The 22,202-nt window shown below is 72.5% G+C and carries 16 protein-coding genes; 11 read left to right on the forward strand and 5 right to left on the reverse strand.

Annotation, left to right across the window (positions count from 1 at the left end; translation table 11 throughout):
* Window positions 1–9 precede the first annotated feature (9 nt).
* The 3 genes from AB0F62_RS05745 (at window position 10) to AB0F62_RS05755 (ending at window position 4,311) form a co-directional block, all read left to right on the forward strand.
* Window positions 10–639 (forward strand): hypothetical protein, encoded by a 630-nt coding sequence (locus AB0F62_RS05745; protein ID WP_361792561.1) that lies wholly within the window; start codon window positions 10–12, stop codon window positions 637–639.
* A gap of 355 nt (window positions 640–994) precedes the next feature.
* Window positions 995–1,210, forward strand: coding sequence for a hypothetical protein (locus AB0F62_RS05750; RefSeq protein WP_361792563.1), 216 nt, complete (start codon window positions 995–997; stop codon window positions 1,208–1,210).
* Window positions 1,211–1,260: 50 nt separating this feature from the next.
* Entirely contained in the window at window positions 1,261–4,311 is a 3,051-nt protein-coding gene (locus AB0F62_RS05755; RefSeq protein ID WP_361792962.1) for an AAA family ATPase, read from the forward strand.
* Window positions 4,312–4,324: 13 nt separating this feature from the next.
* Here AB0F62_RS05755 and AB0F62_RS05760 read toward each other — a convergent pair whose 3' ends face one another.
* The 3 genes from AB0F62_RS05760 to AB0F62_RS05770 all read right to left on the reverse strand — a co-directional run bounded on the left by AB0F62_RS05760 (window position 4,325) and on the right by AB0F62_RS05770 (window position 6,816).
* Complete coding sequence (locus AB0F62_RS05760; RefSeq protein ID WP_361792565.1) at window positions 4,325–4,495, reverse strand: DUF6191 domain-containing protein; 171 nt, start codon at window positions 4,493–4,495, stop codon at window positions 4,325–4,327.
* Window positions 4,496–4,519: 24 nt separating this feature from the next.
* The gene (locus AB0F62_RS05765) at window positions 4,520–5,656 is read right to left on the reverse strand and encodes a PQQ-dependent sugar dehydrogenase (protein WP_361792964.1); all 1,137 of its coding nucleotides are present in this window, start codon (window positions 5,654–5,656) and stop codon (window positions 4,520–4,522) included.
* A 167-nt stretch (window positions 5,657–5,823) separates the two neighbouring features.
* On the reverse strand, window positions 5,824–6,816 hold the full coding sequence (locus AB0F62_RS05770; protein ID WP_361792567.1) for an aldo/keto reductase: 993 nt from the start codon (window positions 6,814–6,816) through the stop codon (window positions 5,824–5,826).
* 56 nt (window positions 6,817–6,872) lie between these two features.
* Here AB0F62_RS05770 and AB0F62_RS05775 point away from each other — a divergent pair, with 56 nt between their 5' ends.
* The 6 genes from AB0F62_RS05775 to serA all read left to right on the forward strand — a co-directional run bounded on the left by AB0F62_RS05775 (window position 6,873) and on the right by serA (window position 16,520).
* Window positions 6,873–7,826, forward strand: coding sequence for a 2-hydroxyacid dehydrogenase (locus tag AB0F62_RS05775; protein WP_361792569.1), 954 nt, complete (start codon window positions 6,873–6,875; stop codon window positions 7,824–7,826).
* A gap of 295 nt (window positions 7,827–8,121) precedes the next feature.
* Window positions 8,122–10,953, forward strand: a complete 2,832-nt coding sequence (locus AB0F62_RS05780) for an EAL domain-containing protein (protein WP_361792571.1) — start codon at window positions 8,122–8,124, stop codon at window positions 10,951–10,953.
* Between the two features lie 212 nt (window positions 10,954–11,165).
* Window positions 11,166–13,043 (forward strand): acetolactate synthase large subunit, encoded by a 1,878-nt coding sequence (locus AB0F62_RS05785; RefSeq protein WP_361792573.1) that lies wholly within the window; start codon window positions 11,166–11,168, stop codon window positions 13,041–13,043.
* Between the two features lie 32 nt (window positions 13,044–13,075).
* On the forward strand, window positions 13,076–13,603 hold the full coding sequence (gene ilvN, locus AB0F62_RS05790; protein ID WP_361792575.1) for an acetolactate synthase small subunit: 528 nt from the start codon (window positions 13,076–13,078) through the stop codon (window positions 13,601–13,603).
* A gap of 74 nt (window positions 13,604–13,677) precedes the next feature.
* Window positions 13,678–14,676, forward strand: coding sequence for a ketol-acid reductoisomerase (gene ilvC / locus AB0F62_RS05795; protein WP_361792577.1), 999 nt, complete (start codon window positions 13,678–13,680; stop codon window positions 14,674–14,676).
* Between the two features lie 254 nt (window positions 14,677–14,930).
* Window positions 14,931–16,520 carry a phosphoglycerate dehydrogenase gene (gene serA, locus AB0F62_RS05800; RefSeq protein ID WP_361792578.1) on the forward strand — a complete coding sequence of 530 codons (1,590 nt, stop codon included), beginning with the start codon at window positions 14,931–14,933 and terminating at the stop codon, window positions 16,518–16,520.
* Here the strand turns inward: serA and AB0F62_RS05805 are convergent.
* A complete protein-coding gene (locus AB0F62_RS05805) occupies window positions 16,504–17,811 on the reverse strand; it encodes a glycosyltransferase 87 family protein (protein ID WP_361792580.1) in 1,308 nt (435 codons plus the stop codon). The genes serA and AB0F62_RS05805 overlap by 17 nt on opposite strands.
* Before the next feature lie 138 nt (window positions 17,812–17,949).
* Window positions 17,950–19,140, reverse strand: a complete 1,191-nt coding sequence (locus AB0F62_RS05810; RefSeq protein WP_361792582.1) for a helix-turn-helix domain-containing protein — start codon at window positions 19,138–19,140, stop codon at window positions 17,950–17,952.
* A gap of 142 nt (window positions 19,141–19,282) precedes the next feature.
* Between AB0F62_RS05810 and AB0F62_RS05815 the strand changes: the two genes are divergently transcribed.
* Window positions 19,283–20,212 carry a proline dehydrogenase family protein gene (locus AB0F62_RS05815; protein ID WP_361792583.1) on the forward strand — a complete coding sequence of 310 codons (930 nt, stop codon included), beginning with the start codon at window positions 19,283–19,285 and terminating at the stop codon, window positions 20,210–20,212.
* A 37-nt stretch (window positions 20,213–20,249) separates the two neighbouring features.
* Window positions 20,250–21,890, forward strand: a complete 1,641-nt coding sequence (gene pruA / locus AB0F62_RS05820; RefSeq protein ID WP_361792585.1) for an L-glutamate gamma-semialdehyde dehydrogenase — start codon at window positions 20,250–20,252, stop codon at window positions 21,888–21,890.
* Window positions 21,891–22,202 lie beyond the last annotated feature (312 nt).

Consider the following 22,202-nt stretch of genomic DNA (forward strand, 5'->3'; position numbering starts at 1 on the left):
TTGCCGCCCATGGAGACCACCAAGACCCACGGGGCGGCAGCCGACGAACTCGCCGCGGACGCCGAGCCCGACCGGGCCGAGGACGACGCCGCGACGCCCGCGCCCACGACCGCGCCCGACGCCGGACCCGCCGCGGCCGACGAGCCGCGGGCCCTCGGCGAGCCGGACGAGCTCGACGAGCCGGACGACCTCGACGAACCCCAGGCCCTCGAAGCGTCGGACGCCCCCGCCGACGGGCACCCCGCCGGGGTTGTCCCGGGCGCCGCGGCCGTCGTGGGCGCCGCCCTCGGCCTCGCGTCCCTCACCGGCACCTGGCTGGGCACGGTGCTGGCCGAGCGCCGGCAGTTGATCGGCCAGATCAAGTCCTCCTCCGGCACCGCCGCCCAGCAGATCGAGCAGATATACGGTGCCCCCTGGCACACCACGGCCGTCGTCAACGGCGCCTGCGCGCTGGTCGCGCTGGTCGTGCTCGGCGCGGTGCTGTTCGCCGCCCGGAACGCGGCCCCGTGGGTGCGCGCCGTCGCCTGGGGCGGTCTCGCCCTCGGTGTGCTGGGGCTCCTCGTCGCGGGCGGGATGTGGTTCGACCTCTTCGGCGGGCTGCCGGCCGTGGCCGAGGCCCCGGTCTCGTCCGGCGGCTGAGGCTTTTGAGGAGGGTGGCCGCGCGGTCCCCGGGGCCCTGAGCGGTCCGCCGCGCGGCCTAGAGCCTGTCGTCACATTCCCGCCTGCCCCGCGACGCCTGGCACGGCGCCTCGCTGCGTTGTCGAATCGTCCGAGTAGCCCACTACGAGGACGACTCTCCGCCTTGCGATGCACCGCACCAGACACCGCGGGGCCCGCCCTACGGGCGACCGGCGCCAATGTGATGACAGGCTCTAAGGCATCCTCACCCCCGAAGCCTGGGCGGTTGCCCGATGTCCCCCACCCCCCTTGGGGACGAGGCTGATGGCACGGAGAACGACTCCGGACCATCGGTCCCGAACCCGAGGAGCACGAGATGTACCCGCACGAGATGCTGGGCCGCGAACGGACGGAGCAACTGCTGCGCGAGGCGGCCGAGTACCGCCTCGTACACCAGGCCCGCAGGGCCGCCCGCGAGGCCGCGGCCCGCGCCGCCGCCGGCCGCGGCGCCGCGGCGTCCGACCAGGACGAGGGAAGGCGGCACGGAAGGAGGGCCGGCCGGCTCGCCCGGCGGCTGAGGGCCGCCGGGTGAGCACCGCGGTTCCGGTGGAAACCGGTACCGCGCTGTCCGAGCCCCGTGCGATGCTCGGGACCGTGCAGAACCAGTCGGTCAGCCCGGTGTTCGTCGGCCGCACCCGCGAACTGACCCGCCTCACCTCCGCGCTCGCCCGCGCTCACGCGGGCGAGCCGCAGGCGCTGGTGATCGGCGGCGAGGCCGGCGTGGGCAAGACCCGGCTTGTCGAGGAGTTCCTGGCCGCGGCCCTCGAGGACGGGCCGTCCACCGTGACCGCCGTCGGCGCCTGCGTGGAAATCGGCGCGGACGGACTGCCGTTCGCGCCCGTGGCGACGATCCTGCGCGCCCTGCACCGCCGGTTCGGCGACGAACTGGTCGCGGCGGCCGCCGGCAGCGAGGGCGAACTCGCCCGCCTGCTCCCCGGGCTGGGCGGGACGGACGGCCCCGACCGCCTCGCCGACCAGCGCGACGAGCACGGCCGCGCCCGGCTCTTCGAACTCACCTCGCGGCTGCTGGAGCGCCTCTCGGAGGAGCGCACGCTCGTCGTCGCCCTGGAGGACCTGCACTGGGCCGACCGCTCGACCCGCGAACTCCTCGGCTATCTGCTGCGTTCCCTGTCCCGCGGCCGGCTCCTCGTGCTCGCCACCTACCGCTCCGACGACATCCACCGCCGCCACCCGCTGCGGCCCTTCCTCGCCGAACTCGACCGGATGCGCTCCGTCGCGCGCCTGGAGCTGTCCCGCTTCAACCGCACCGAGGTCCGCGCACAGGTCGCCGGGATCCTCGCCTCCGAGCCCTCCCCGACCCTGGTGGACCGGGTGTTCACCCGCTCCGACGGCAACCCCTTCTTCGTCGAGGAACTCGCCTGCAGCATCACCCAGGGCTGCCGTACCGGCCTCAGCGACAGCCTGCGCGATCTGCTGCTGGTCCGGGTCGAGACGCTGCCGGAGACCGCGCAGCGGATCGCCCGCGTCGTCGCCGAGGGCGGTTCCGCCGTGGAGTACCGCCTGCTGGAGGCCGTCGCCGGGCTCGGTGAGGACGAACTCATCGAGGCCCTGCGCGCCACCGTCGGGGCCAAGATCCTGCTGCCCACCGACGACGGCGACGGCTACCGCTTCCGGCACTCGCTGGTCCGCGAGGCCGTCGGCGACGATCTGCTGCCCGGTGAGCGCAGCCGCCTCAACCGCCGCTACGCGCAGGCCCTGGAGGCCGACCCCGGGCTGGTGCCCGCGGACGAACTCCCGGCCCGGCTGGCCAGTTACTGGTACCACGCCCACGAGCCCGCCAAGGCGCTGCCCGCCGTGTTGCGCGCCTCCGTCGAGGCGCGGCGCCGGCACGCCTACGCCGAACAGCACCGGCTGCTCGAACGCGCCCTGGAGCTGTGGGACGACACCCCCGAGGAGGTCCGCGAGGAGCTGCGGCCCGTCGACTACGTCGAGGTGTTCCCTCCTTGCGGCTGCGACCCGGGCGCCAAGCCCCTCCAGTACATGGATCTGCTCGCCGAGACGACCGTGGCCGCGCGTCTCAGCGCCGACCGCGAGGGCGCCTACGAGGTCACCAAACGGGCGCTGCGCCTGCTGGAGCGCTCCGGCGACCCGCTGCGCGCCGCCTGGTTCTGGATCCAGCGCTCCCGGCTGATGGTCGCGATGGGCCGCGGCGACGGCTGGGCGGAGATCGCCGAGGCCCAGGAACTCGTCCGCGGGCTGCCGCCGTCCCCGGTGCACGCCGAGGTGCTGGAGAGCGCGGCCGGCTGGGCCATGATGCACAACCCGGGGCCGGACGGCATCGGCACGGCGGAGCGCGCCATCGAACTGGCCCGGCTGGTCGGCGCCGAGGAGACCGAGCTCTGCGCCCGGGTCACCCTGGGCATCCTGCTCGCCGACGCCGGTGACGCCGACGCCGGCATAGCCGAGCTGACCGCCGCCCGCGAACGGGCCGCCGCCGCCCGCTACGGCAACCTCACGGTCAGCGCCGACGCCAACCTCGCCGCCCTGCTCGAGGCCGTGGGCCGGTCGGAGGAGGCGATCGCGGTGGCCCGCAGGGGAGTGGAGAGCGCCGCCCGCCACGGGCTGCGCGACGGTGCCACCTTCGCCTCCGCCAACGAGGCCGAGTCCCTGCTCGCCCTCGGCCGCTGGGACGAGGCGGCCGAGATCGCCGCCCACGGCCGGGACAGCACGAACCACGCCCTGTACCTCGGCTGGGCGGCGACGCTCCTGGCCCAACTCGCTGTGCTGCGCGGGGAGTACGACCGGGCCGAAACCGAGATCGCCGCCGCTCGGGATCATCTGGGCACCCAGGACCACCAGCCGCAGAACGCCCTGCCGCTCCGTCATCTGACCATCGCGGTCGCCGCCGGACGCGGACGATTCCTGGAGGCGCGGGCCGCGGTGCGGGCCGCCCTGGAAGCGGGGTTCCCGCCCGCGATGCACCGCTACGCCTGGCCGATGCTGCACACCGCGGTGGCGCTGGAGTCCGACGCCCTCGGGCTGCCCGGCGCCGACGAGGGGCGCTCCGAGATGCTCGCCCTCCTCCGCAAGGCCGCGGGCCGGCTGCCCCGGCTCTCCCCGGTGTGGGCCGCGCACGCCCTGCTCGTCGAGGCCGAACTGCTGCGCGCCGACGGGAGCGCCGACCCCGCGCCATGGGCGGCCGCCGAGGAGGCCTTCGCCGCGCTCGACCGGCCGTATCCGCTGGCCCTGGTACGGCTGCGCCATGCCGAGGCGCTGCTCGCCCAGCACGATGCCGGGGCCCGTGACCGCGCGGCCGTGCTGCTGCGCCGGGCCTGCGAGGTGGCCGACTCCGTGGACGCCGTCCCGCTGCGCGAGGCCGTGCGGCTGCTCGCCCGGCGGGGCCGACTGGCGCTGGAAGAGCCCGAGGAGGCCGTCGCCGCCGCTCCCGCCGAGGAGCCGGAACCCTTCGGGCTGACGGCCCGCGAGCGCGAGGTGCTGCGCCGGGTCGCCGCCGGATACACCAACCGCCGGATCGCCGAGGAGCTCTTCATCTCGCCGAAGACGGCGAGTGTGCACGTCTCCAACATCCTTGCCAAGCTCGGCGTCTCGGGCCGCGGCGAGGCGGCCGCGCTCGCCCACCGGCTACGGCTGTTCGCGGGCCGGACGGGGTGAGCCCGCCGCGCCGCTACCGGCCGGACCGCGGCGGACGTATCAGGACGGTGCCCGCGTCCAGGTCGATCGGGCCCCGGCCCGGATCCGCGTCGCCCTCCTCGTCGCGCACCAGCTCCAGCCGGTTGCGCTCGTCCTCCGCATGCCTGCGCCCCGGCGCGAACAGCTCGTCCAGCGCGTTGAACATCGCACCCCCCCCGGGTGTCGTGGGTCAGGTCACCCGCAGCCGCAGGATCCGGTCGTCGCCCTTGCGGGGATCCCCCCGGCCGTCGGTGTTGCTGGTGGTCAGCAGCAGCCCGCCGTCCGGATCGGCGACGACGGTGCGGAGCCGGCCGTACGTGCCGACGAGGAACGGCTGCGGATCGGCCGCGGCCTTGGTGCCGGCCAGCGGAATCCGCCACAGGCGGGCACCGCGCAGCGAGGCCATCCAGATCGAGCCGTCGGCGTAGGCGATGCCGCTGGGCGAGGAGTCGTCGGTGTGCCACTGCGCGATCGGGTCGGCATACCCCTCGCGGTGGGCCAGGCCCTCCACGACCGGCCAGCCGTAGTTCTTTCCCGGCTCGATCAGATTGAGCTCGTCCCAGGTGTCCTGCCCGAACTCCGAGGCCCACAGCCGGCCGCGGCTGTCCCAGGCGAGGCCCTGCACATTGCGGTGCCCGTAGGAGTAGACGACCGAATCCGCCTCGGGGTTGCCGTGCACCGGCTCGCCGTCGGGCGTCATCCGCAGGATCTTGCCGCCCAGCGACGCCTTGTCCTGGGCCAGGCCGCGGTCGCCGCTCTCGCCCGTGCCCGCGTACAGCATCCCGTCCGGGCCGAAGGCGATCCGCCCGCCGTTGTGGATGGCGCCGTGCGGGATGCCGCGCAGGATCGTGTCCGGCGCGCCCAACTGCTCCCCGGCCGGCTTCGCCGGGTCGTAGAGCATGCGCGCGATGCGGTTGTCGGAGGCGGTGGTGAAGTACGCGTACACCAGGTGGTCGGTCGCGAAGTCGCGCGAGACCGCGAGCCCCAGAAGACCGCCCTCACCGCCCGAGGAGACCCCCGGAACCGTGCCGACCCGGGTCGTGCGCCCGCTCTCCGCGGCCACCCGGACGATCCGGCCGGTGTCCCGGGAGGCGACCAGCAGATCGCCCTCCGCCAGGACGACCACGCCCCACGGGGTGTCGAGGCCCGTCGCGACCGTGCCGGTCACCTCCGCGGATCCCTTCGCCGGCGCCGGCGGTTCGGCGGCGCCCGAGGCGGCCGGGGCCGACGCGGAAGCGGGGGCGGAGGCGGGTGGGGCCGGGGCGCCACCACCGTCCGGCGAGCATGCGGTGGCGAGCAGCGCGGCACCGGCCAGCGCGGCGGTCACAACGGCGGCACGGCGTCGCACGCTTCCCTCCCGGGGGTTCTCCGGCACGGACTCCAAGAACATCACATCCGTAACTACACCGCCCGGCCGTTCGGAGTTCCCGTCAGGCGGGGCGGATCTCCGCACCGCCTCCGCCCCTTGGGCCGCTCCGGCCCCGGCGGTACCCCTCAGTCCCAGGAGCCCCGCGCCGGCGGCAGTGCGGCGATCTCCGCGAAGTCCTCCTCGGTCAGCCGCAGTTCCGCGGCGCCGGCGTTCTCCACCGTCCACCGCTCGCGCTTCGCCCCCGGGATCGGCACGACCTGCGGGCCCTGGGCGAGCACCCAGGCGAGCGCGACCTGCGCGGGCGTCGCGCCGTGGGCCTCGGCCACCCGGCGCAGCCCCGCGACGATCGGCTGGTTGGCGGCCATCATCTCGGCCGTGAACCGGGGATGCCGCGCCCGTACGTCGTCGGGCTCGAAGCCCTGGCCCGGGGTGAGCGTGCCCGTCAGGAAGCCGTTGCCGAGCGGCATCGCGGCCATGAAGCCGACCCCGCGCTGCGCGCACCACGGCAGCAGCTGCGCGAGCGCCTCGGGCGACCACACCGACAGCTCGGCCTGCACACAGCTGACCGGGAAGACCTGCTGGGCGCGGCGCAACTGCCGCAGCGTCTCGTCGTATATGCCGGCGCCCGCGCGCCGGGCCGCCCGCGCGCCCACCGCGCACCACCCCAGCGCGCGCACCTTGCCGGCCGCGACCAGCTCCGCCATCGCGCCCCACGTCTCCTCGACGGGGACCTCGGGGTCGGCCCGGTGCAACTGGTAGAGGTCGATCACATCGGTCTGCAGCCGGCGCAGCGACGCGTCGCACGCCCGCTTCACGTACGAGGGGCGTCCGTTGGCCACCAGGTGCTGCTCGCCGACGAGCAGGCCGCACTTGGTGGAGACGAAGACCTCCCGGCGACGCTCCTTCAGCACCCGCCCCAGCAGCAGTTCATTGGTGAAGGGCCCGTACATGTCGGCCGTGTCGAGCAGCGTCGTGCCGTGGTCGATCGCCGCGTGCACGGCCCGCAGTGACGATTCACCGTCCTGCCGGGACGCCGTGTACGCCCAGCTCATCGGCATGCATCCCAGGCCGACGGCGCCCACGTCGAGAGCCGCCGATCCGACCGTCCTGCGCTCCACCTGGCTGACCTCCGCTGACCTCTCGCGCCGCCCCACTGTGTCATAGCCTCCTGACCATGGCTGACATCACCCGGAACCACCGCCCCACCGTCTGGCTCCCGATCCCCGCCGAGGACGTCGGAGGGCTCCCGGAAGACCTCGAATACCGCTTCTGGGACGGTGCCGAGGAGTTCCCGGGCGACCCCGCGGACGCCGCGTTCTACGTGGTGCCCTACATGAAGGGCGCGGAGGTCGCCGGACGTCCGCTGCCCCGGATGTCAGGGGTCCGGGTCGTGCAGACCCTCAGCGCCGGCGTCGACCATGTCACGCCGTTCCTGCCGGGGCTCCCGGCGGGTGTACGGCTGTGCAACGCCCGCGGGGTGCACGAGGCCAGCACCGCCGAGCTGGCCGTCGCCCTCACTCTTGCGGCCCTGCGCGGCATCCCCCGCTTCGTCCGCGGCCAGGACGCCGAGGAATGGCACGACGGCTTCTACCCGGCGCTCGCCGACAAGCAGGTGCTCATCGTCGGCTACGGATCGATCGGCGCCGCCATCGAGAACCGGCTCACCCCCTTCGAATGCCATGTCACGCGGGTCGCCCGGCTGGCCAGGCGCTCCCCGCACGGGCCCGTGCACGCCCTGGGGGACCTGCCCGGCCTGCTGCCGCAGGCGGACGTGGTGATCCTGTCGACCCCGCTCACCCCGGGCACGCGCCATCTGGCGGACGCCCGGTTCCTGGCCGGCATGAAGGACGGCGCCCTCCTGGTGAACGTCGCCCGCGGTCCCGTGGTGGACACCGGGGCCCTTCTCGCCGAGCTGGAGGCCGGCCGTCTCCAGGCGGCACTCGATGTCACCGATCCGGAGCCGCTGCCCCAGGGGCACCCGCTCTGGCACGCCCCCGGCCTCCTCCTCAGCCCGCACGTCGGCGGCAGCACCTCCGCCTTCCTGCCCCGGGCCAAGCGGCTGCTCCGCGACCAGCTGAACCGGTTCGCGGCAGGCCAGGACCTCGCGAACGTCGTGACGACCACCTGACCGCACCTCGGCGCCCAAGACGGCGCCGGGATGGCACCGGGTGCCTCACGCGTGGGGCAGGACGCTACGCGTGGTCACGCTGTGTAGAGGAACTATGTCCCTGAGTGACTGAACTGGTGTATCGTCCCGCACTGGGGGAACACGACCGGCGTGGTTCGGCGAGCCGCGAACGGGCGTGGGACGACTCAGGACTTGATGGGGGGCGACGGGCGATGCACGGCCAATGGAGAAAGCATCCGACGCTGGACCACGGCACACCGTGCCGGGGACGTTCACGGAATCACGGGACGACACCGTGAGCGCGCCCGGTGCGGTCCTCTCGCGGGCGTCCGTGCCGGGCGGCCGGACCGGCCTGCTCCCGCAACTGCTGATGGCCGTGCTCTGCGCAGGCTACGCCGTCGGATCGGCCTTCGGCTGGGGCTCCCCTGAGCTGGCCCTGGTCATGGGCGACTTCGGGCTCTCCGCCGCCGCGCTCGCGGCGGCCGTCTCCTGCCTGATGTACGTCCGCGGTGCCACCGACCGCCACCGCCCCGCCTGGGTGCTCTTCGCCGTCTCCTCCGCCATGGTGGCGCTCGGCAACGGCATCTGGGGCTGGTACGAGGTCGTGCTGCGGGAGCCCGTACCGCGCACCTCGATCGCCGACTTCTGCTTCCTGCTCTTCGCCCCGCCCGCGATCATCGGGCTGCTGGTGCTGGCCAAGCGGCCGGTCACCCGGGCCGGCTGGGTCTGCCTCGGGCTGGACGCCTGGCTCATCGCCGGCTCGCTGCTGACCCTGTCGTGGACCCTCGCCCTGGCCCAGACGGCCCTGTGGGACGGCCGCAGCACCGCTCGCATCGCCCTGTCCCTGGCGTATCCGCTGCTCGACATCCTGCTGGTCAGCATGGTCCTGGCGCTGCACTTCCGGCGTTCCTCGGCCAACCGGGCGGCGGTGAACACGGCCATCGCCTCCCTCGCCCTCACCGTGCTGTGCGACGCGCTGTTCACCTCGCCGCTGCTGCGCGAGCACTACACCTCGGGCCAGATCCTCGACGCCGGGTGGTTCGCCGGCAGCATGCTGCTCGCCTACGCCCCCTGGGTCGGCGACCGGGAGGGCGCCGAACCGGGGACCGCCGAACGGCGGCCCGGCCAGAGCCGCCGGGTGACCGGGTCGCTGGCCGCGCTGACCCCGTATCTGGCGGCCGCGGTCTGCGTGCTCGGCATCCTCTACAACGTCATCGACGGCCGCAAGAGCGACCGGGTCGTCCTCCTCACCGGCTGCATGGTCGTGCTCGCCCTGGTGGTACGCCAGGGCATCATGCTGCTCGACAACATCGCCCTGACCCAGGAGCTGGCTCAGAAGGAGAACCACTTCCGGTCGCTCGTGCAGGGCTCCAGCGACGTCATCATGATCGCCTCGCCGACCGGCGTGCTGCGCTATGTGAGCCCCGCGGCCAAGGGGGTCTACGGCTGCGATCCGGAGGAATGGGTCGGCACCGAGTTCGCCACCCACATCCATCCCGAGGACCTGGGCCGGGTGGTGCACGAGGTGCGCCGCTTCCTCGCCGCCCATCCGGCCGAGGAGCCCGCCACCCGGATCGAGTGCCGCATACGGCACGGTGACGGCAGCTGGCTCAACGTCGAGTCCAGCGTCAACCGCCACCAGGGCGGTCTGATCTTCAACAGCCGCGACGTCACCGAGCGGGTGCGCCTCCAGGACCAGTTGCAGCACAACGCCTCGCACGACCCGCTCACCGACCTGCCCAACCGGGCCCTGTTCACCGAACGGATCCGCCAGGCCCTCGGCGGTCGCCGGGCCGGCGACGGCGACACCGGGACCACGGCGGTGCTCTTCATCGACCTCGACGGCTTCAAGGCCGTCAACGACACCGTCGGCCACCAGGCCGGCGACGAACTCCTCGTCCAGGCGGCGAGGCGCCTCCAGGACTCCGTGCGCGCGGGCGACACCGCGGCTCGCCTGGGCGGCGACGAGTTCGCCGCCCTCATCTGCGGTACGAGTGCCGACCGTCATCTGCGCGAGTATCAGGTCCACGAGGTCGCCGACCGGCTCCGCGCCGCCCTCTCCGAGCCGTACCGGGTGGACGGCACGGAGGTGCGGGTGGCCGCCAGCATCGGCGTCGCCTTCGCCGACCCCGGGGTCAGCCCCGGGGAGCTGCTGCGCAACGCCGACCTGGCGATGTACCGGGCCAAACAGGCGGGCAAGGGCCGCGTCGAGATGTACGCGCCCGCGATGCAGGCCGAGGTGGTGCGCCGGGCCGAACTCGCGGGACGGCTGCGCACGGCCCTGCGCGACGGCGAGTTCGCCCTGCTCCACCAGCCCGTGGTCGACCTCGGCACCGGTGAGGTCACCGCCGTCGAGGCGCAGGCACGCTGGCGCTCCGCCCAGGGCATCCTCTTCACCCCCGCGGAGTTCCTGCGGGTCGCCGAGGACACCGACCGTACGGCGCAGCTGGCCCGCTGGCTGCTGGAGGAGGCGGTCCGCCAGGCCGCCCTGCGTCACGCCGCGGGCCGGCCGGTGCCCGTCGCCGTCCGGCTGTCCACCCGGCGCCTGATGCACCGCGAGCTGCCCACCAAGGACATCGAGGCACTGCTCGACCGGCACGGCCTCCCGCCGGACTCCCTCGTCCTGCAGGTCGCCGACCAGGATCCGCGGATCTCCCTGGACGAGCTGGAGCGGCGACTGACGGCGCTCAGCCGGCTCGGGGTGCGCATCGCCCTCGAGGGCTTCGGCAGTGGCTACGCGCCCATGGACGCGCTGCGGCGGCTCCCCGTCGACGTGCTCAAGCTGGACCGGGGGCTCACCGAGGGCGTCGTGGAGTCCCCGCGACTGCGCAAGATCACCGCAGGGCTGCTGGGCATCGCCGAGGATCTCGGGATCGGCTCGGTGGCCGAGGGCGTGGACCGGCCCGAGCAGGTGCTGGCCTTGCGCGAGATGCGCTGCACCCACGGCCAGGGCATGGCATTCTCGGGACCGCTCGACGAGCACCGGCTGCGCTCCTCGCTCACCCGCGGGGGCTACCCGGTGCCCGCCGGGTCGATCGCGCTGAACGGCGCCCGGCTGTCCGTGCGGGGCACGCGGACGGCGGACGAGCTACGCTCAAATAATGAGACGCCCGTCCCACCGGCTTGACACTCCCCGCTCGTGAGGAGGAAGGTCAATGCCATGCGCACCCGAATTCTCGTACTTGGAAAGCGCGTCGGCTGACCCGGGGCCCCTGACCGCCTCGCGGAACGCACCGACGCGCTCCCCTCGCTTGCCTGCCGGCACGAGGGGTTTTTTGTTGCCTGGGATCCAGACATACCGCACTCTCCACCCTCAAACTCCTGAGAGATGAGAACCAGATGACCGAGCAGGCCACCGGGGCCCACCACCCGCAGCCGCGGGCCCGCGGCGCCGCGCCGCAGCCCACTCCCGCCGAGCGCGTCACGGGCGCCCAGTCCCTCATCCGCTCTCTCGAGGCGGTCGGCGCCGACACGGTGTTCGGCATTCCGGGTGGTGCGATCCTTCCGGCGTACGACCCGCTCATGGATTCCTCCAAGGTGCGCCACGTCCTGGTCCGGCACGAGCAGGGGGCCGGCCACGCCGCCACCGGCTACGCGCAGGCCACCGGCAAGGTCGGCGTCTGCATGGCGACCTCCGGCCCGGGCGCGACCAACCTGGTCACCCCGATCGCCGACGCCCACATGGACTCGGTCCCCATCGTCGCGATCACCGGCCAGGTGGCCTCCAAGGCGATCGGCACCGACGCCTTCCAGGAGGCGGACATCTGCGGCATCACGATGCCGATCACCAAGCACAACTTCCTCGTCACCAACGCGGACGAGATCCCGCGCACCATCGCCGAGGCCTTCCACATCGCGGCGACCGGCCGCCCCGGCCCGGTCCTGGTCGACATCGCCAAGGACGCCCTCCAGTCGCAGACGACCTTCTCCTGGCCGCCCACGACCGACCTGCCCGGCTACCGTCCGGTGACCAAGCCGCACGCCAAGCAGATCCGCGAGGCCTCCCGGCTGATCAACGAGGCCAAGCGCCCCGTGCTGTACGTGGGCGGCGGTGTCCTCAAGGCCCGCGCCACCGGCGAGCTGCGCATCCTGGCCGAGCTGACCGGCGCCCCCGTCACCACCACCCTGATGGCGCTGGGGGCCTTCCCCGACAGCCACCCCCAGCACGTCGGGATGCCCGGCATGCATGGCTCGGTGTCCGCCGTCGCGGCCCTGCAGAAGGCCGACCTGATCGTCGCCCTGGGCGCGCGCTTCGACGACCGCGTCACGGGCAAGCTGGACTCCTTCGCTCCGTACGCCAAGATCGTGCACGCCGACATCGACCCGGCCGAGATCTCCAAGAACCGCACCGCCGACGTGCCGATCGTCGGTGACGCCCGCGAGGTCATCGCCGATCTGATCGTCGCCGTCCAGGCCGATCACGACGCGGGCCGCCGCGGCGACTACGCCGACTGGTGGAAGCTGCTGAGCGGGCTGCGCGACACCTACCCGCTCGGCTACGACCTGCCCGCCGACGGCAGCCTCTCCCCGCAGCAGGTCATCCAGCGGATCGGGCAGCTGGCGCCCGAGGGCACCCTCTTCGCGGCCGGCGTCGGCCAGCACCAGATGTGGGCCTCGCAGTTCGTCTCCTTCGAGAAGCCCTACACCTGGTTCAACTCCGGCGGCGCCGGAACCATGGGCTACGCCGTCCCCGCCGCCATGGGCGCCAAGGCCGGCATGCCGGGCGCCACCGTCTGGGCGATCGACGGCGACGGCTGCTTCCAGATGACCAACCAGGAGCTGGTCACCTGCGCGCTGAACAACATCCCGATCAAGGTCGCCATCATCAACAACGGCGCCCTCGGCATGGTCCGCCAGTGGCAGTCGCTCTTCTACAACGAGCGCTACTCCAACACGGTCCTGCACGCCGGTGAGACCAACGCGGGCCGCGGCTCCCACCTGGGCGTCAGCGACACCCCGCCGGCCGGCACGCGCGTTCCGGACTTCGTGAAGCTGTCGGAGGCCATGGGCTGCGTCGGCCTGCGCTGCGAGTCGCCCGACGAGCTGGACGAGGTGATCGAGAAGGCCAACGCCATCAACGACCGCCCGGTGGTCGTGGACTTCATCGTCCACGAGGACGCCATGGTGTGGCCGATGGTCGCCGCCGGCACCTCCAACGACGAGATCATGGCCGCCCGCGACGTCCGCCCCGACTTCGGCGACGCGGCCGACGACTGAGGACCGAGAGAGAAGCAGAGGAACGACGCGACATGTCCAAGCACACGCTCTCCGTCCTGGTGGAGAACAAGCCCGGCGTCCTGGCCAGGATCACCGCCCTGTTCTCCCGCCGCGGCTTCAACATCGACTCCCTCGCCGTGGGCACCACGGAGCACCCCGACATCTCCCGCATCACGATCGTGGTCAACGTGATCGAGGACCTCCCGCTGGAGCAGGTCACCAAGCAGCTCAACAAGCTCGTCAACGTGCTGAAGATCGTCGAGCTGGAGCCGTCCTCCGCCGTTCAGCGGGAACTCGTTCTGGTGAAGGTGCGGGCCGACAACGAGTCCCGCTCCCAGATCGTCGAGATCGTCCAGCTGTTCCGCGCCAAGACCGTGGACGTCTCGCCCGAGGCGGTCACCATCGAGGCCACCGGCGGCGCCGACAAGCTCGAGGCCATGCTGAAGATGCTGGAGCCCTTCGGCATCAAGGAGCTCGTCCAGTCCGGCACGATCGCGATCGGCCGCGGCGCCCGCTCGATCACCGACCGCTCCCTGCGCGCCCTCGACCGGACCGCATAGCGAGACCGTAAAACGTGATTCCGCCCGCAGACGTAGTGTGTGGGCAACCCGCCAGATCCAAGGAGAGATCCCAAGTGGCCGAGCTGTTCTACGACGACGACGCCGACCTGTCCATCATCCAGGGCCGCAAGGTCGCGGTCATCGGCTACGGGAGCCAGGGCCACGCCCACGCGCTGTCGCTGCGCGACTCGGGCGTCGACGTGCGCGTCGGCCTGCACGAGGGCTCGAAGTCGAAGGCCAAGGCCGAGGAGCAGGGCCTGCGTGTGGTCACTCCGGCCGAGGCCGCGGCCGAGGCCGACGTCATCATGATCCTTGTCCCGGACCCGATCCAGGCCAAGGTCTACGAGGAGTCCGTCAAGGACAACCTGAAGGACGGCGACGCGCTGTTCTTCGGCCACGGCCTGAACATCCGCTACGGCTTCATCAAGCCCCCGGCCGGTGTCGACGTGTGCATGGTCGCCCCCAAGGGCCCGGGTCACCTGGTGCGGCGTCAGTACGAGGAGGGCCGCGGCGTCCCGTGTATCGCGGCCGTGGAGCAGGACGCGACCGGGAACGGTTTCGCGCTCGCCCTGTCCTACGCCAAGGCGATCGGCGGCACCCGCGCGGGCGTCATCAAGACGACCTTCACCGAGGAGACCGAGACCGACCTGTTCGGTGAGCAGGCGGTGCTCTGCGGTGGTACCGCGGCGCTGGTCAAGGCCGGTTTCGAGACGCTGACCGAGGCCGGCTACCAGCCGGAGATCGCGTACTTCGAGTGCCTGCACGAGCTCAAGCTCATCGTGGACCTGATGTACGAGGGCGGCCTGGAGAAGATGCGCTGGTCCATCTCCGAGACCGCCGAGTGGGGCGACTACGTCACCGGCCCGCGCATCATCACCGACGCCACCAAGGCCGAGATGAAGAAGGTCCTCGCCGAGATCCAGGACGGCTCCTTCGCCAACAACTGGATCGCCGAGTACAACGCCGGCCTGCCCCGGTACAACGAGTACAAGAAGGCCGACGAGAACCACCTGCTGGAGACCACCGGCAAGAAGCTCCGCAAGCTCATGAGCTGGGTGGACGAGGAGGCGTAAGCCCCTCCGCAGCATGGTCGTGACGGTCCCGGGGGCGCCGCGCCCCCGGGACCGGCCGCATTGTCCACGCCGTACACCCTCGTGCGGGTGATCCTTCCACGTTGGCGCAGGACGTCGGGCCCGCCGCCGATACACTCCATTAACAAGCGCGTCAGGCTCACAGCGTCGTGCGTCTTCCACGCGGCATGCCATCCCTCTCCACCGCCTTCGGCCGTCGGGACGCGGCCGTAGACCAGGGACTAGTGAGGACTCACGTGAGCAACCCCGTCGTACTCATCGCTGAAGAGCTGTCGCCTGCCACCGTCGACGCCCTCGGTCCGGACTTCGAGATCCGGCACTGCAACGGCGCGGACCGAGCCGAACTCCTGAGCGCGATCACCGACGTCGACGCCATCCTGATCCGCAGCGCCACCAAGGTGGACGCCGAGGCCGTCGCCGCCGCCTCGAAACTGAAGGTCGTGGCCCGCGCGGGCGTCGGCCTGGACAACGTGGACGTCTCCGCCGCCACCAAGGCCGGCGTCATGGTGGTCAACGCCCCGACCTCCAACATCGTCACCGCCGCCGAGCTCGCGTGCGGTCTGCTGATCTCGGTCGCCCGCAACATCGCCCCGGCGAACGCGGCGCTGAAGCAGGGCGAGTGGAAGCGCAACAAGTACACCGGCGTCGAGCTCGCCGAGAAGACCCTCGGCGTGGTCGGCCTCGGCCGCATCGGCGCCCTGGTGGCCCAGCGCATGTCGGCCTTCGGGATGAAGATCGTCGCGTACGACCCCTACATCCAGCCCGCGCGCGCCGCCCAGATGGGCGTGAAGATCCTCAGCCTCGACGAGCTGCTGCAGGTCTCCGACTTCATCACCGTGCACCTCCCCAAGACCCCGGAGACGGTCGGGCTCATCGGCGAGGAGGCGCTGCGCAAGGTCAAGCCGCACGTCCGCATCGTCAACGCCGCGCGCGGCGGGATCGTCGACGAGGAGGCGCTGTTCGCGGCGCTCAAGGAGGGCCGGGTCGGCGGCGCGGGCCTGGACGTGTACTCCAAGGAGCCCTGCACCGACTCGCCGCTCTTCCAGTTCGACAACGTGGTGGCCACCCCGCACCTGGGCGCGTCCACCGACGAGGCCCAGGAGAAGGCGGGCATCTCCGTCGCCCGCTCCGTGCGCCTCGCCCTCGCCGGCGAGCTGGTGCCGGACGCGGTCAACGTCCAGGGCGGCGTCATCGCCGAGGACGTCCGGCCGGGCCTGCCGCTCGCCGAGAAGCTCGGCCGGATCTTCACCGCGCTCGCGGGCGAGGTCGCGGTCCGCCTCGACGTCGAGGTGCGCGGCGAGATCACCCAGCACGATGTGAAGGTGCTGGAGCTCTCCGCCCTCAAGGGCGTCTTCGAGGACGTCGTCGACGAGACCGTCAGCTACGTCAACGCCCCGCTCTTCGCCCAGGAGCGCGGCGTCGAGGTCCGCCTCACCACCAGCAGCGAATCGCCCGACCACCGCAACCTGGTCACCGTCCGGGGCACCCTCTCCGACGGCACCGAGGTGGCCGTCTCCGGCACGCTGGCGGGCCCCAAGCACATCCAGAAGATCGTCGCCGTCGGCGACGACGACGTCGACCTGGTCTTCGCCGACCACATGGGTTTCCTGCGCTACACCGACCGCCCCGGTGTCGTCGGCACCATCGGCCGCATCCTGGGCGACGCCGGCGTCAACATCGCCGGCATGCAGGTCGCCCGTGACCAGGCCGGCGGCGAGGCGCTGGTGGCGCTGACCGTCGACACCGCCATCCCGGCGCCGGTGCTGGCCGAGATCGCCGAGGAGATCGGCGCGACCTCGGCCCGCGCGGTCAATCTCGAGGACTGACGGCCGGTTCGCTCCGCTGGGGGCGGCCGACCCGGGCGATCCGGGTCGGCCGCCCCTTCGTCGTCAGCGCCGCCATCGCGGCGGAGGAGGGCCGGAAGCGCACCGCCACCGCCGCGAGGAAGACCAGGCCCAGCACGGGGTAGGGCGAGGCGAACGGCTGCAGCCACCACGCCAGGTGCAGATCGAGGTCTCCGTCCTTCGGCACGATCCACAGCGTGCGCGCCAGGAAGACCACCGCGGCCGCCCGCAGCGCCCAGCGCGGCGCGTCGGCGGCCAGCAGGATCAGCATCGGCACGCACCACACCCAGTGGTGCGACCAGCTGATCGGGGTGATGAGCAGCGCCGTCACCGCGCAGCAGACCACGCCCCAGGCTTCCCGGCCGAGCCGGCCCACGCGCACCGAGACGGCGAGGCCCGCGCCGGCCACGACGAGCGCGGTGACCGCCCACACCGCACCCGGGTGGGCGGTGTGCAGCGCCCGGGCCACCAGGCCCTGAAGCGACTGGTTGTCGACGATCCAGACCTTGCCGATCCGGCCGGTCTCGAAGACGCAGCGGGTCCAGTAGTCGACCGTCGCGCCGGGCAGCGCGAGCGCGCCGAGCAGCGCCGTGCCGGCGAAGCCCGCGGCGGCGACAGCGGCCTCCTTGCGGCGGCCGGTGAGCAGCAGATAGACGGCGAAGATCGCCGGGGTGAGCTTGATCCCGGCGGCCACGCCGATCGCGATGCCCTTGCCGCGCGCGCCGTCCGGCCGGCTCAGATCCCACAGCACCAGCACCGTGAGCAGCAGGTTGATCTGGCCGAACAGCATCGTCTGGAAGACCGGCTCCAGCCACAGCCCGAGGGCCATCGCCAGGATCACCACCACCCAGCGCGAACCGCGGGCGCGCGGCCATCCCGTCGACCGGCAGGACACGTGCGCGAGCAGCCCGAGCAGCAGCAGGTTGCCGCCCATGAACGCCGCCTTCAGCAGCGGCACGGGCAGCCAGGTCGTCGGCACGAAGAGCAGGGCGGCGAAGGGCGGGTAGGTCGCGGGGAGGTTCCACTCGGTGACCCTGAAGCCGTACAGGTCGGTGCCGTTCACGACGGCGGCGCCCTCGGCGCGGTACACCTGCATGTCGGCCATGGGCACGGCCATCGACAGGCACAGCGCGGTGAACGCGGCCAGCGACAGGACCAGCAGCAGCCCGGCGAGGACGAGTCTGCGGTCGGGGCGGGATCTGCCGGAGACGGTCGGCGAGGTCCTCCACAGCGCCGGGCGTTCGCGTCCGTGGGCCTCCGTGGAATGAGTCACCGGCTCCTGATCCCTTGTTTCGCCATCCGCGGTGTTCGCGACGGACGCGCGGTTCGCCCGCGTCCTATGCGTGCTGATCAAGCCCCCCTCGGCCTCGCGCCACGTTACTTGTGCCCCCTCGGGTCGGCAACAGTCCCATCAGTCCCCGAGCCCGGCTGTCTTGAGGGCCATGTGCAGCAGCAGCCGGTCCTCCCCGTCGTCGAGGTCGAGACCGGTCAGCCGCTCGACGCGGGACAGCCGGTAGTAGAGCGTCTGACGATGTATTCGCAGTTCGGCGGCGGCGCGACCGGCCTGCCCCGCGCGGTCGAGGTACACCTCGGCGGTGCGTGCGAGGTCGGCGTGCGACGGATCCAGCAGCGGGCGTACCGCGGGGTCCACCGCCGCGGTGGGCAGCGCGGCCAGCATCCGGTACGGGCCGATCGCGCTCCACTGCGCCGTACGCCCGAGCCTGGGCTGGGCGCGGGCCGCGCGGGCGGCCGCGACGGCCTCGTGCCACGCGTCGGGCAGTTCTGTCAGTCCCTGGCGCGGGGCGCTGATGCCCGCTCGCGCCCCCGGGTCCGCCGCCTTGCCGTTGCCCTCCAGCAGCCGCGCCGCGGCCGTCAGCGCGGGCCCGGGAATCGCCGCCGAGCGCAGCCGTACCAGCGCCGCGAGGGCGCCGGCGGCGGGCTCCCGGTGCGCCTCGCCCGCGGTCTCCGGTCCCGGCGGTGCCACGCACAGCGCGGCGGCGCCCGGCACGGTGCGCGGCCCCGGTGCCTCGCCCTCCCCGCCACCGGGCCAGGGCAGGACGCACACCAGCGCGTGGGCCTCCTCCGCGTCCGGGCCCAGCGCCGCCCGCAGGGCCTCGCGCGCGGCGTTCCGTCCGGCCCCCGGGGCGGAGGCGAGCAGCTCGCCCAGCGCCCGGCCGGCGTCGGCGCCCGAGCGGGACTCGGCGGCCAGCAGCGCGCCGATGCGGGCCGCGACCTCCATGGCGGCGGTCAGCTGGGCGTCGGTGTGCCCCGCGGTGTCCAGCAGCCACACATAGCCGTGGACGACGCCGCCGTGCCGCACCGGCAGGCACAGCCGGGGCCGGAAGACCCCGGCGTCCGGGGCGGCCGGGATGCGGACCGGGTCCGTGGCGCGGGCGATGCCGAACCGCTCGAACCAGGAGCGGACCTCGGCGGTGGAGCGGCGGGTGAGGATCGACCGGGTGCGCACGGGGTCCATGGCGCTGTCGTCGTCGCTGTCGTGCGCGCCGAAGGCGATCAGCCGGAAGTCGCGGTCCTCCAGGGTCGCGGGGGCGCCGAGCAGCGCCGAGACCTCGTCGACCAGCTCCTGGTAGTCACCACGCACGCCGCCATTCTCCCTCATACATCTGTATGAGGGATGCCGCCGTGATGCGTGACAGCTGTCGATGGCGGGCGGGGTAGGTGGATCCTAGATTTCACGGCGACGCTGCCTGCCCCCTGGGCAGCCCTTCTTCCAGGAGGAGACCGTGCTGGGTCCCGTGCTGCTCGCCGCCTCGCGCAGCGACCGTATGCGCCGCGTCGTCGCGGGCGCGCCGATCACCCGTCCCGTGGTGAACCGCTTCATCGCGGGTGACGAACTGGCGCCCGCCATGGAGACCGTGCGGTCGCTTACCTCGTCCGGCCTGGAGGTCACCCTCGACCATCTGGGCGAGGACGTCACCGACAAGGCGACGGCGCTCGCGACCCGCGACGCCTACCTGCGTCTGCTGGAGGCCCTGAAGGACGAGGGCCTGGGCGCCCGCGCCGAGGTCTCCGTCAAGCTCTCCGCCTTCGGGCAGGCCCTGCCCGAGGGCGGCCACGACATCGCGCTGGAGAACGTCCGTCCCGTCGCCGACCTGGCGAGCGAGATCGGCACGACGGTCACGCTCGACATGGAGGACCACACCACGGTCGACTCCACCCTCGCGATCCTCGCCGAGCTGCGCCGCCGCCACCCCGCCACCGGCGCCGTCCTGCAGTCGTACCTCTTCCGCACCGAGGAGGACGCCCGCAACCTCGCCGTCGCCGGCTCCCGGGTGCGCCTGGTGAAGGGTGCCTACAAGGAGCCCGCCACCGTCGCCCACCAGGACAAGGCCGAGGTCGACCGCGCGTACGTGCGCTGCCTGAAGATCCTGATGGCGGGCGAGGGCTACCCGATGATCGGCTCCCACGACCCGCGGCTGATCTCCATCAGCCAGGAGCTGGCCCAGCGCCACGGCCGCAAGCAGGGCTCGTACGAGTTCCAGATGCTGTACGGCATCCGCACCGCCGAGCAGCGGCGCCTGGCGGACGAGGGCGAGCGCATGCGCATCTACGTCCCGTACGGCGCAGACTGGTACGGGTACTTCATGCGGCGCCTCGCGGAGCGGCCGGCGAACCTGGCCTTCTTCCTGCGCTCCTTCCTCCCCACCCGCTGAGCCCCCGACCCCACAAGGACACAAGGAGATGTCTTCCATGGACGCTGTGACCCAGGTCCCCGCCCCGGTGAACGAGCCGGTGCACTCCTACGCCCCGGGGAGCCCGGAGCGGGCACGGCTGGAGGCGAAGCTCAAGGAGCTGGCCGGGAACCCGGTCGAGCTGCCGATGACCATCGGCGGCGCGAAGCGGATGGGCGGCGGCGAGCGCTTCGACGTCGTGCAGCCGCACAACCACGGCGCCCGCCTCGGCACCTACGCCAACGCCACCCAGGACGACGCCCGCGACGCGATCGACGCCGCGCTGACCGCCGCCCCGGCCTGGCGCGCCATGTCCTTCGACGACCGCGCCGCCATCATCCTGCGCGCCGCCGACCTGCTGGCCGGCCCCTGGCGCGAGACCATCGCCGCCTCCACGATGCTCGGGCAGTCCAAGACCGCCCAGCAGGCCGAGATCGACAGCCCCTGCGAGCTGGTCGACTTCTGGCGCTTCAACGTGCACTTCGCCCGCCAGATCCTGGCCGAGCAGCCGATCGCCAACTCCCCGGGCGTCTGGAACCGCCTCGACCACCGGCCGCTGGAGGGCTTCGTCTACGCGATCACGCCCTTCAACTTCACCGCGATCGCGGGCAACCTGCCGACCGCTCCCGCGCTCATGGGCAACGTCGTGGTCTGGAAGCCGTCCCCGACCCAGACGCACGCCGCCGTGCTGCTGATGGAGCTGCTGGAGGAGGCCGGGCTGCCCAAGGGCGTCATCAACCTGGTCACCGGTGACGGCATCGCCGTCTCCGAGGTCGCCTTGGAGCACCCGGACCTGGCCGGCATCCACTTCACCGGCTCCACCCGCACCTTCCAGCACCTGTGGAAGACGGTCGGCAACAACATCGACAAGTACCGCAGCTACCCGCGGATCGTCGGCGAGACCGGCGGCAAGGACTTCGTCGTCGCCCACCCGTCGGCCGACCCGGCGGTGCTGAAGACCGCGCTGACCCGCGGCGCCTTCGAGTACCAGGGCCAGAAGTGCTCGGCGACCTCCCGCGCCTACATCCCGCGCTCGCTGTGGGAGAACGGCTTCAAGGAGGAGTTCGCGGCCGAGGTCGACGGCCTCACCATGGGTGACGTCACCGACCTGTCGAACTTCATCGGCGCCGTGATCGACGACCGCGCGTTCGCCAAGAACAAGGCCGCCATCGACCGTGCCAAGGCCGACCCGACCGTCGAGGTCGTCGCCGGCGGCACCTACGACGACAGCGTCGGCTACTTCGTCCGGCCGACCGTGCTGGTCTCCTCCGACCCGGAGAACGAGATCTTCCGCGAGGAGTACTTCGGCCCGGTCCTGGGTGTGCACGTCTACGACGACGCGGACGAGGGCGCCTTCGAGGCGATGCTCGCCCAGATGGAATCGGTCGCCGCCTACGCGCTGACCGGCTCGGTCGTCTCCCGTGACCGCGCGGCCGTCGCCCACGTCATGGAGAAGCTGCGCTTCGCCGCGGGCAACTTCTACATCAACGACAAGTCCACCGGTGCCGTGGTCGGCCAGCAGCCGTTCGGCGGCGGCCGCGCCTCCGGCACCAACGACAAGGCGGGTGCCGCGCAGAACCTCATGCGCTGGACGTCGACCCGGTCGATCAAGGAGGCCCTGGTGCCCCCGACCGACTACCGCTACCCGCACATGGGCTGACCTCCGCGTCACCCGGACGAGCCCGCAAGGGGCAGGGCCCGGTACCCCCGATTCCGCGGGGTGCCGGGCCTTCGCCGTCTCAGATAGTAGGAAGTCCGAGTAATTGTGGAGACAGATCGGCCCGGCTGTCCTAGCTTTGTAGGAGCCGAACGTCTCGCTCCACCAGCGACCGGCGGACGAGAGCCGCGCACCATTCGCAGGTCACCCCCTGCAGCGCCGCTCCCCGCCCCGTTCTATGGCGACGCAACCCTCCTCTTCTTCTTTGGGAGCTGTTCACCATGGACGAGACCGCCCGCAAGAACGCCGCCGAAG

The organism is Streptomyces sp. NPDC026673 (assembly GCF_040638135.1).
Classification (GTDB): Bacteria; Actinomycetota; Actinomycetes; order Streptomycetales; family Streptomycetaceae; genus Actinacidiphila.

Excerpts from the sequence above, each read along its gene's own strand:
- pruA (WP_361792585.1), top strand. The coding sequence starts at position 20,250 with ATGGACGCTGTGACCCAGGTCCCCGCCCCGGTGAACGAGCCGGTGCAC.
- AB0F62_RS05745 (WP_361792561.1), top strand. The coding sequence starts at position 10 with ATGGAGACCACCAAGACCCACGGGGCGGCAGCCGACGAACTCGCCGCG.
- AB0F62_RS05750 (WP_361792563.1), top strand. The coding sequence starts at position 995 with ATGTACCCGCACGAGATGCTGGGCCGCGAACGGACGGAGCAACTGCTG.
- AB0F62_RS05785 (WP_361792573.1), top strand. The coding sequence starts at position 11,166 with ATGACCGAGCAGGCCACCGGGGCCCACCACCCGCAGCCGCGGGCCCGC.
- ilvN (WP_361792575.1), top strand. The coding sequence starts at position 13,076 with ATGTCCAAGCACACGCTCTCCGTCCTGGTGGAGAACAAGCCCGGCGTC.
- AB0F62_RS05755 (WP_361792962.1), top strand. The coding sequence starts at position 1,261 with ATGCTCGGGACCGTGCAGAACCAGTCGGTCAGCCCGGTGTTCGTCGGC.
- AB0F62_RS05760 (WP_361792565.1), bottom strand. The coding sequence starts at position 4,495 with ATGTTCAACGCGCTGGACGAGCTGTTCGCGCCGGGGCGCAGGCATGCG.
- AB0F62_RS05775 (WP_361792569.1), top strand. The coding sequence starts at position 6,873 with ATGGCTGACATCACCCGGAACCACCGCCCCACCGTCTGGCTCCCGATC.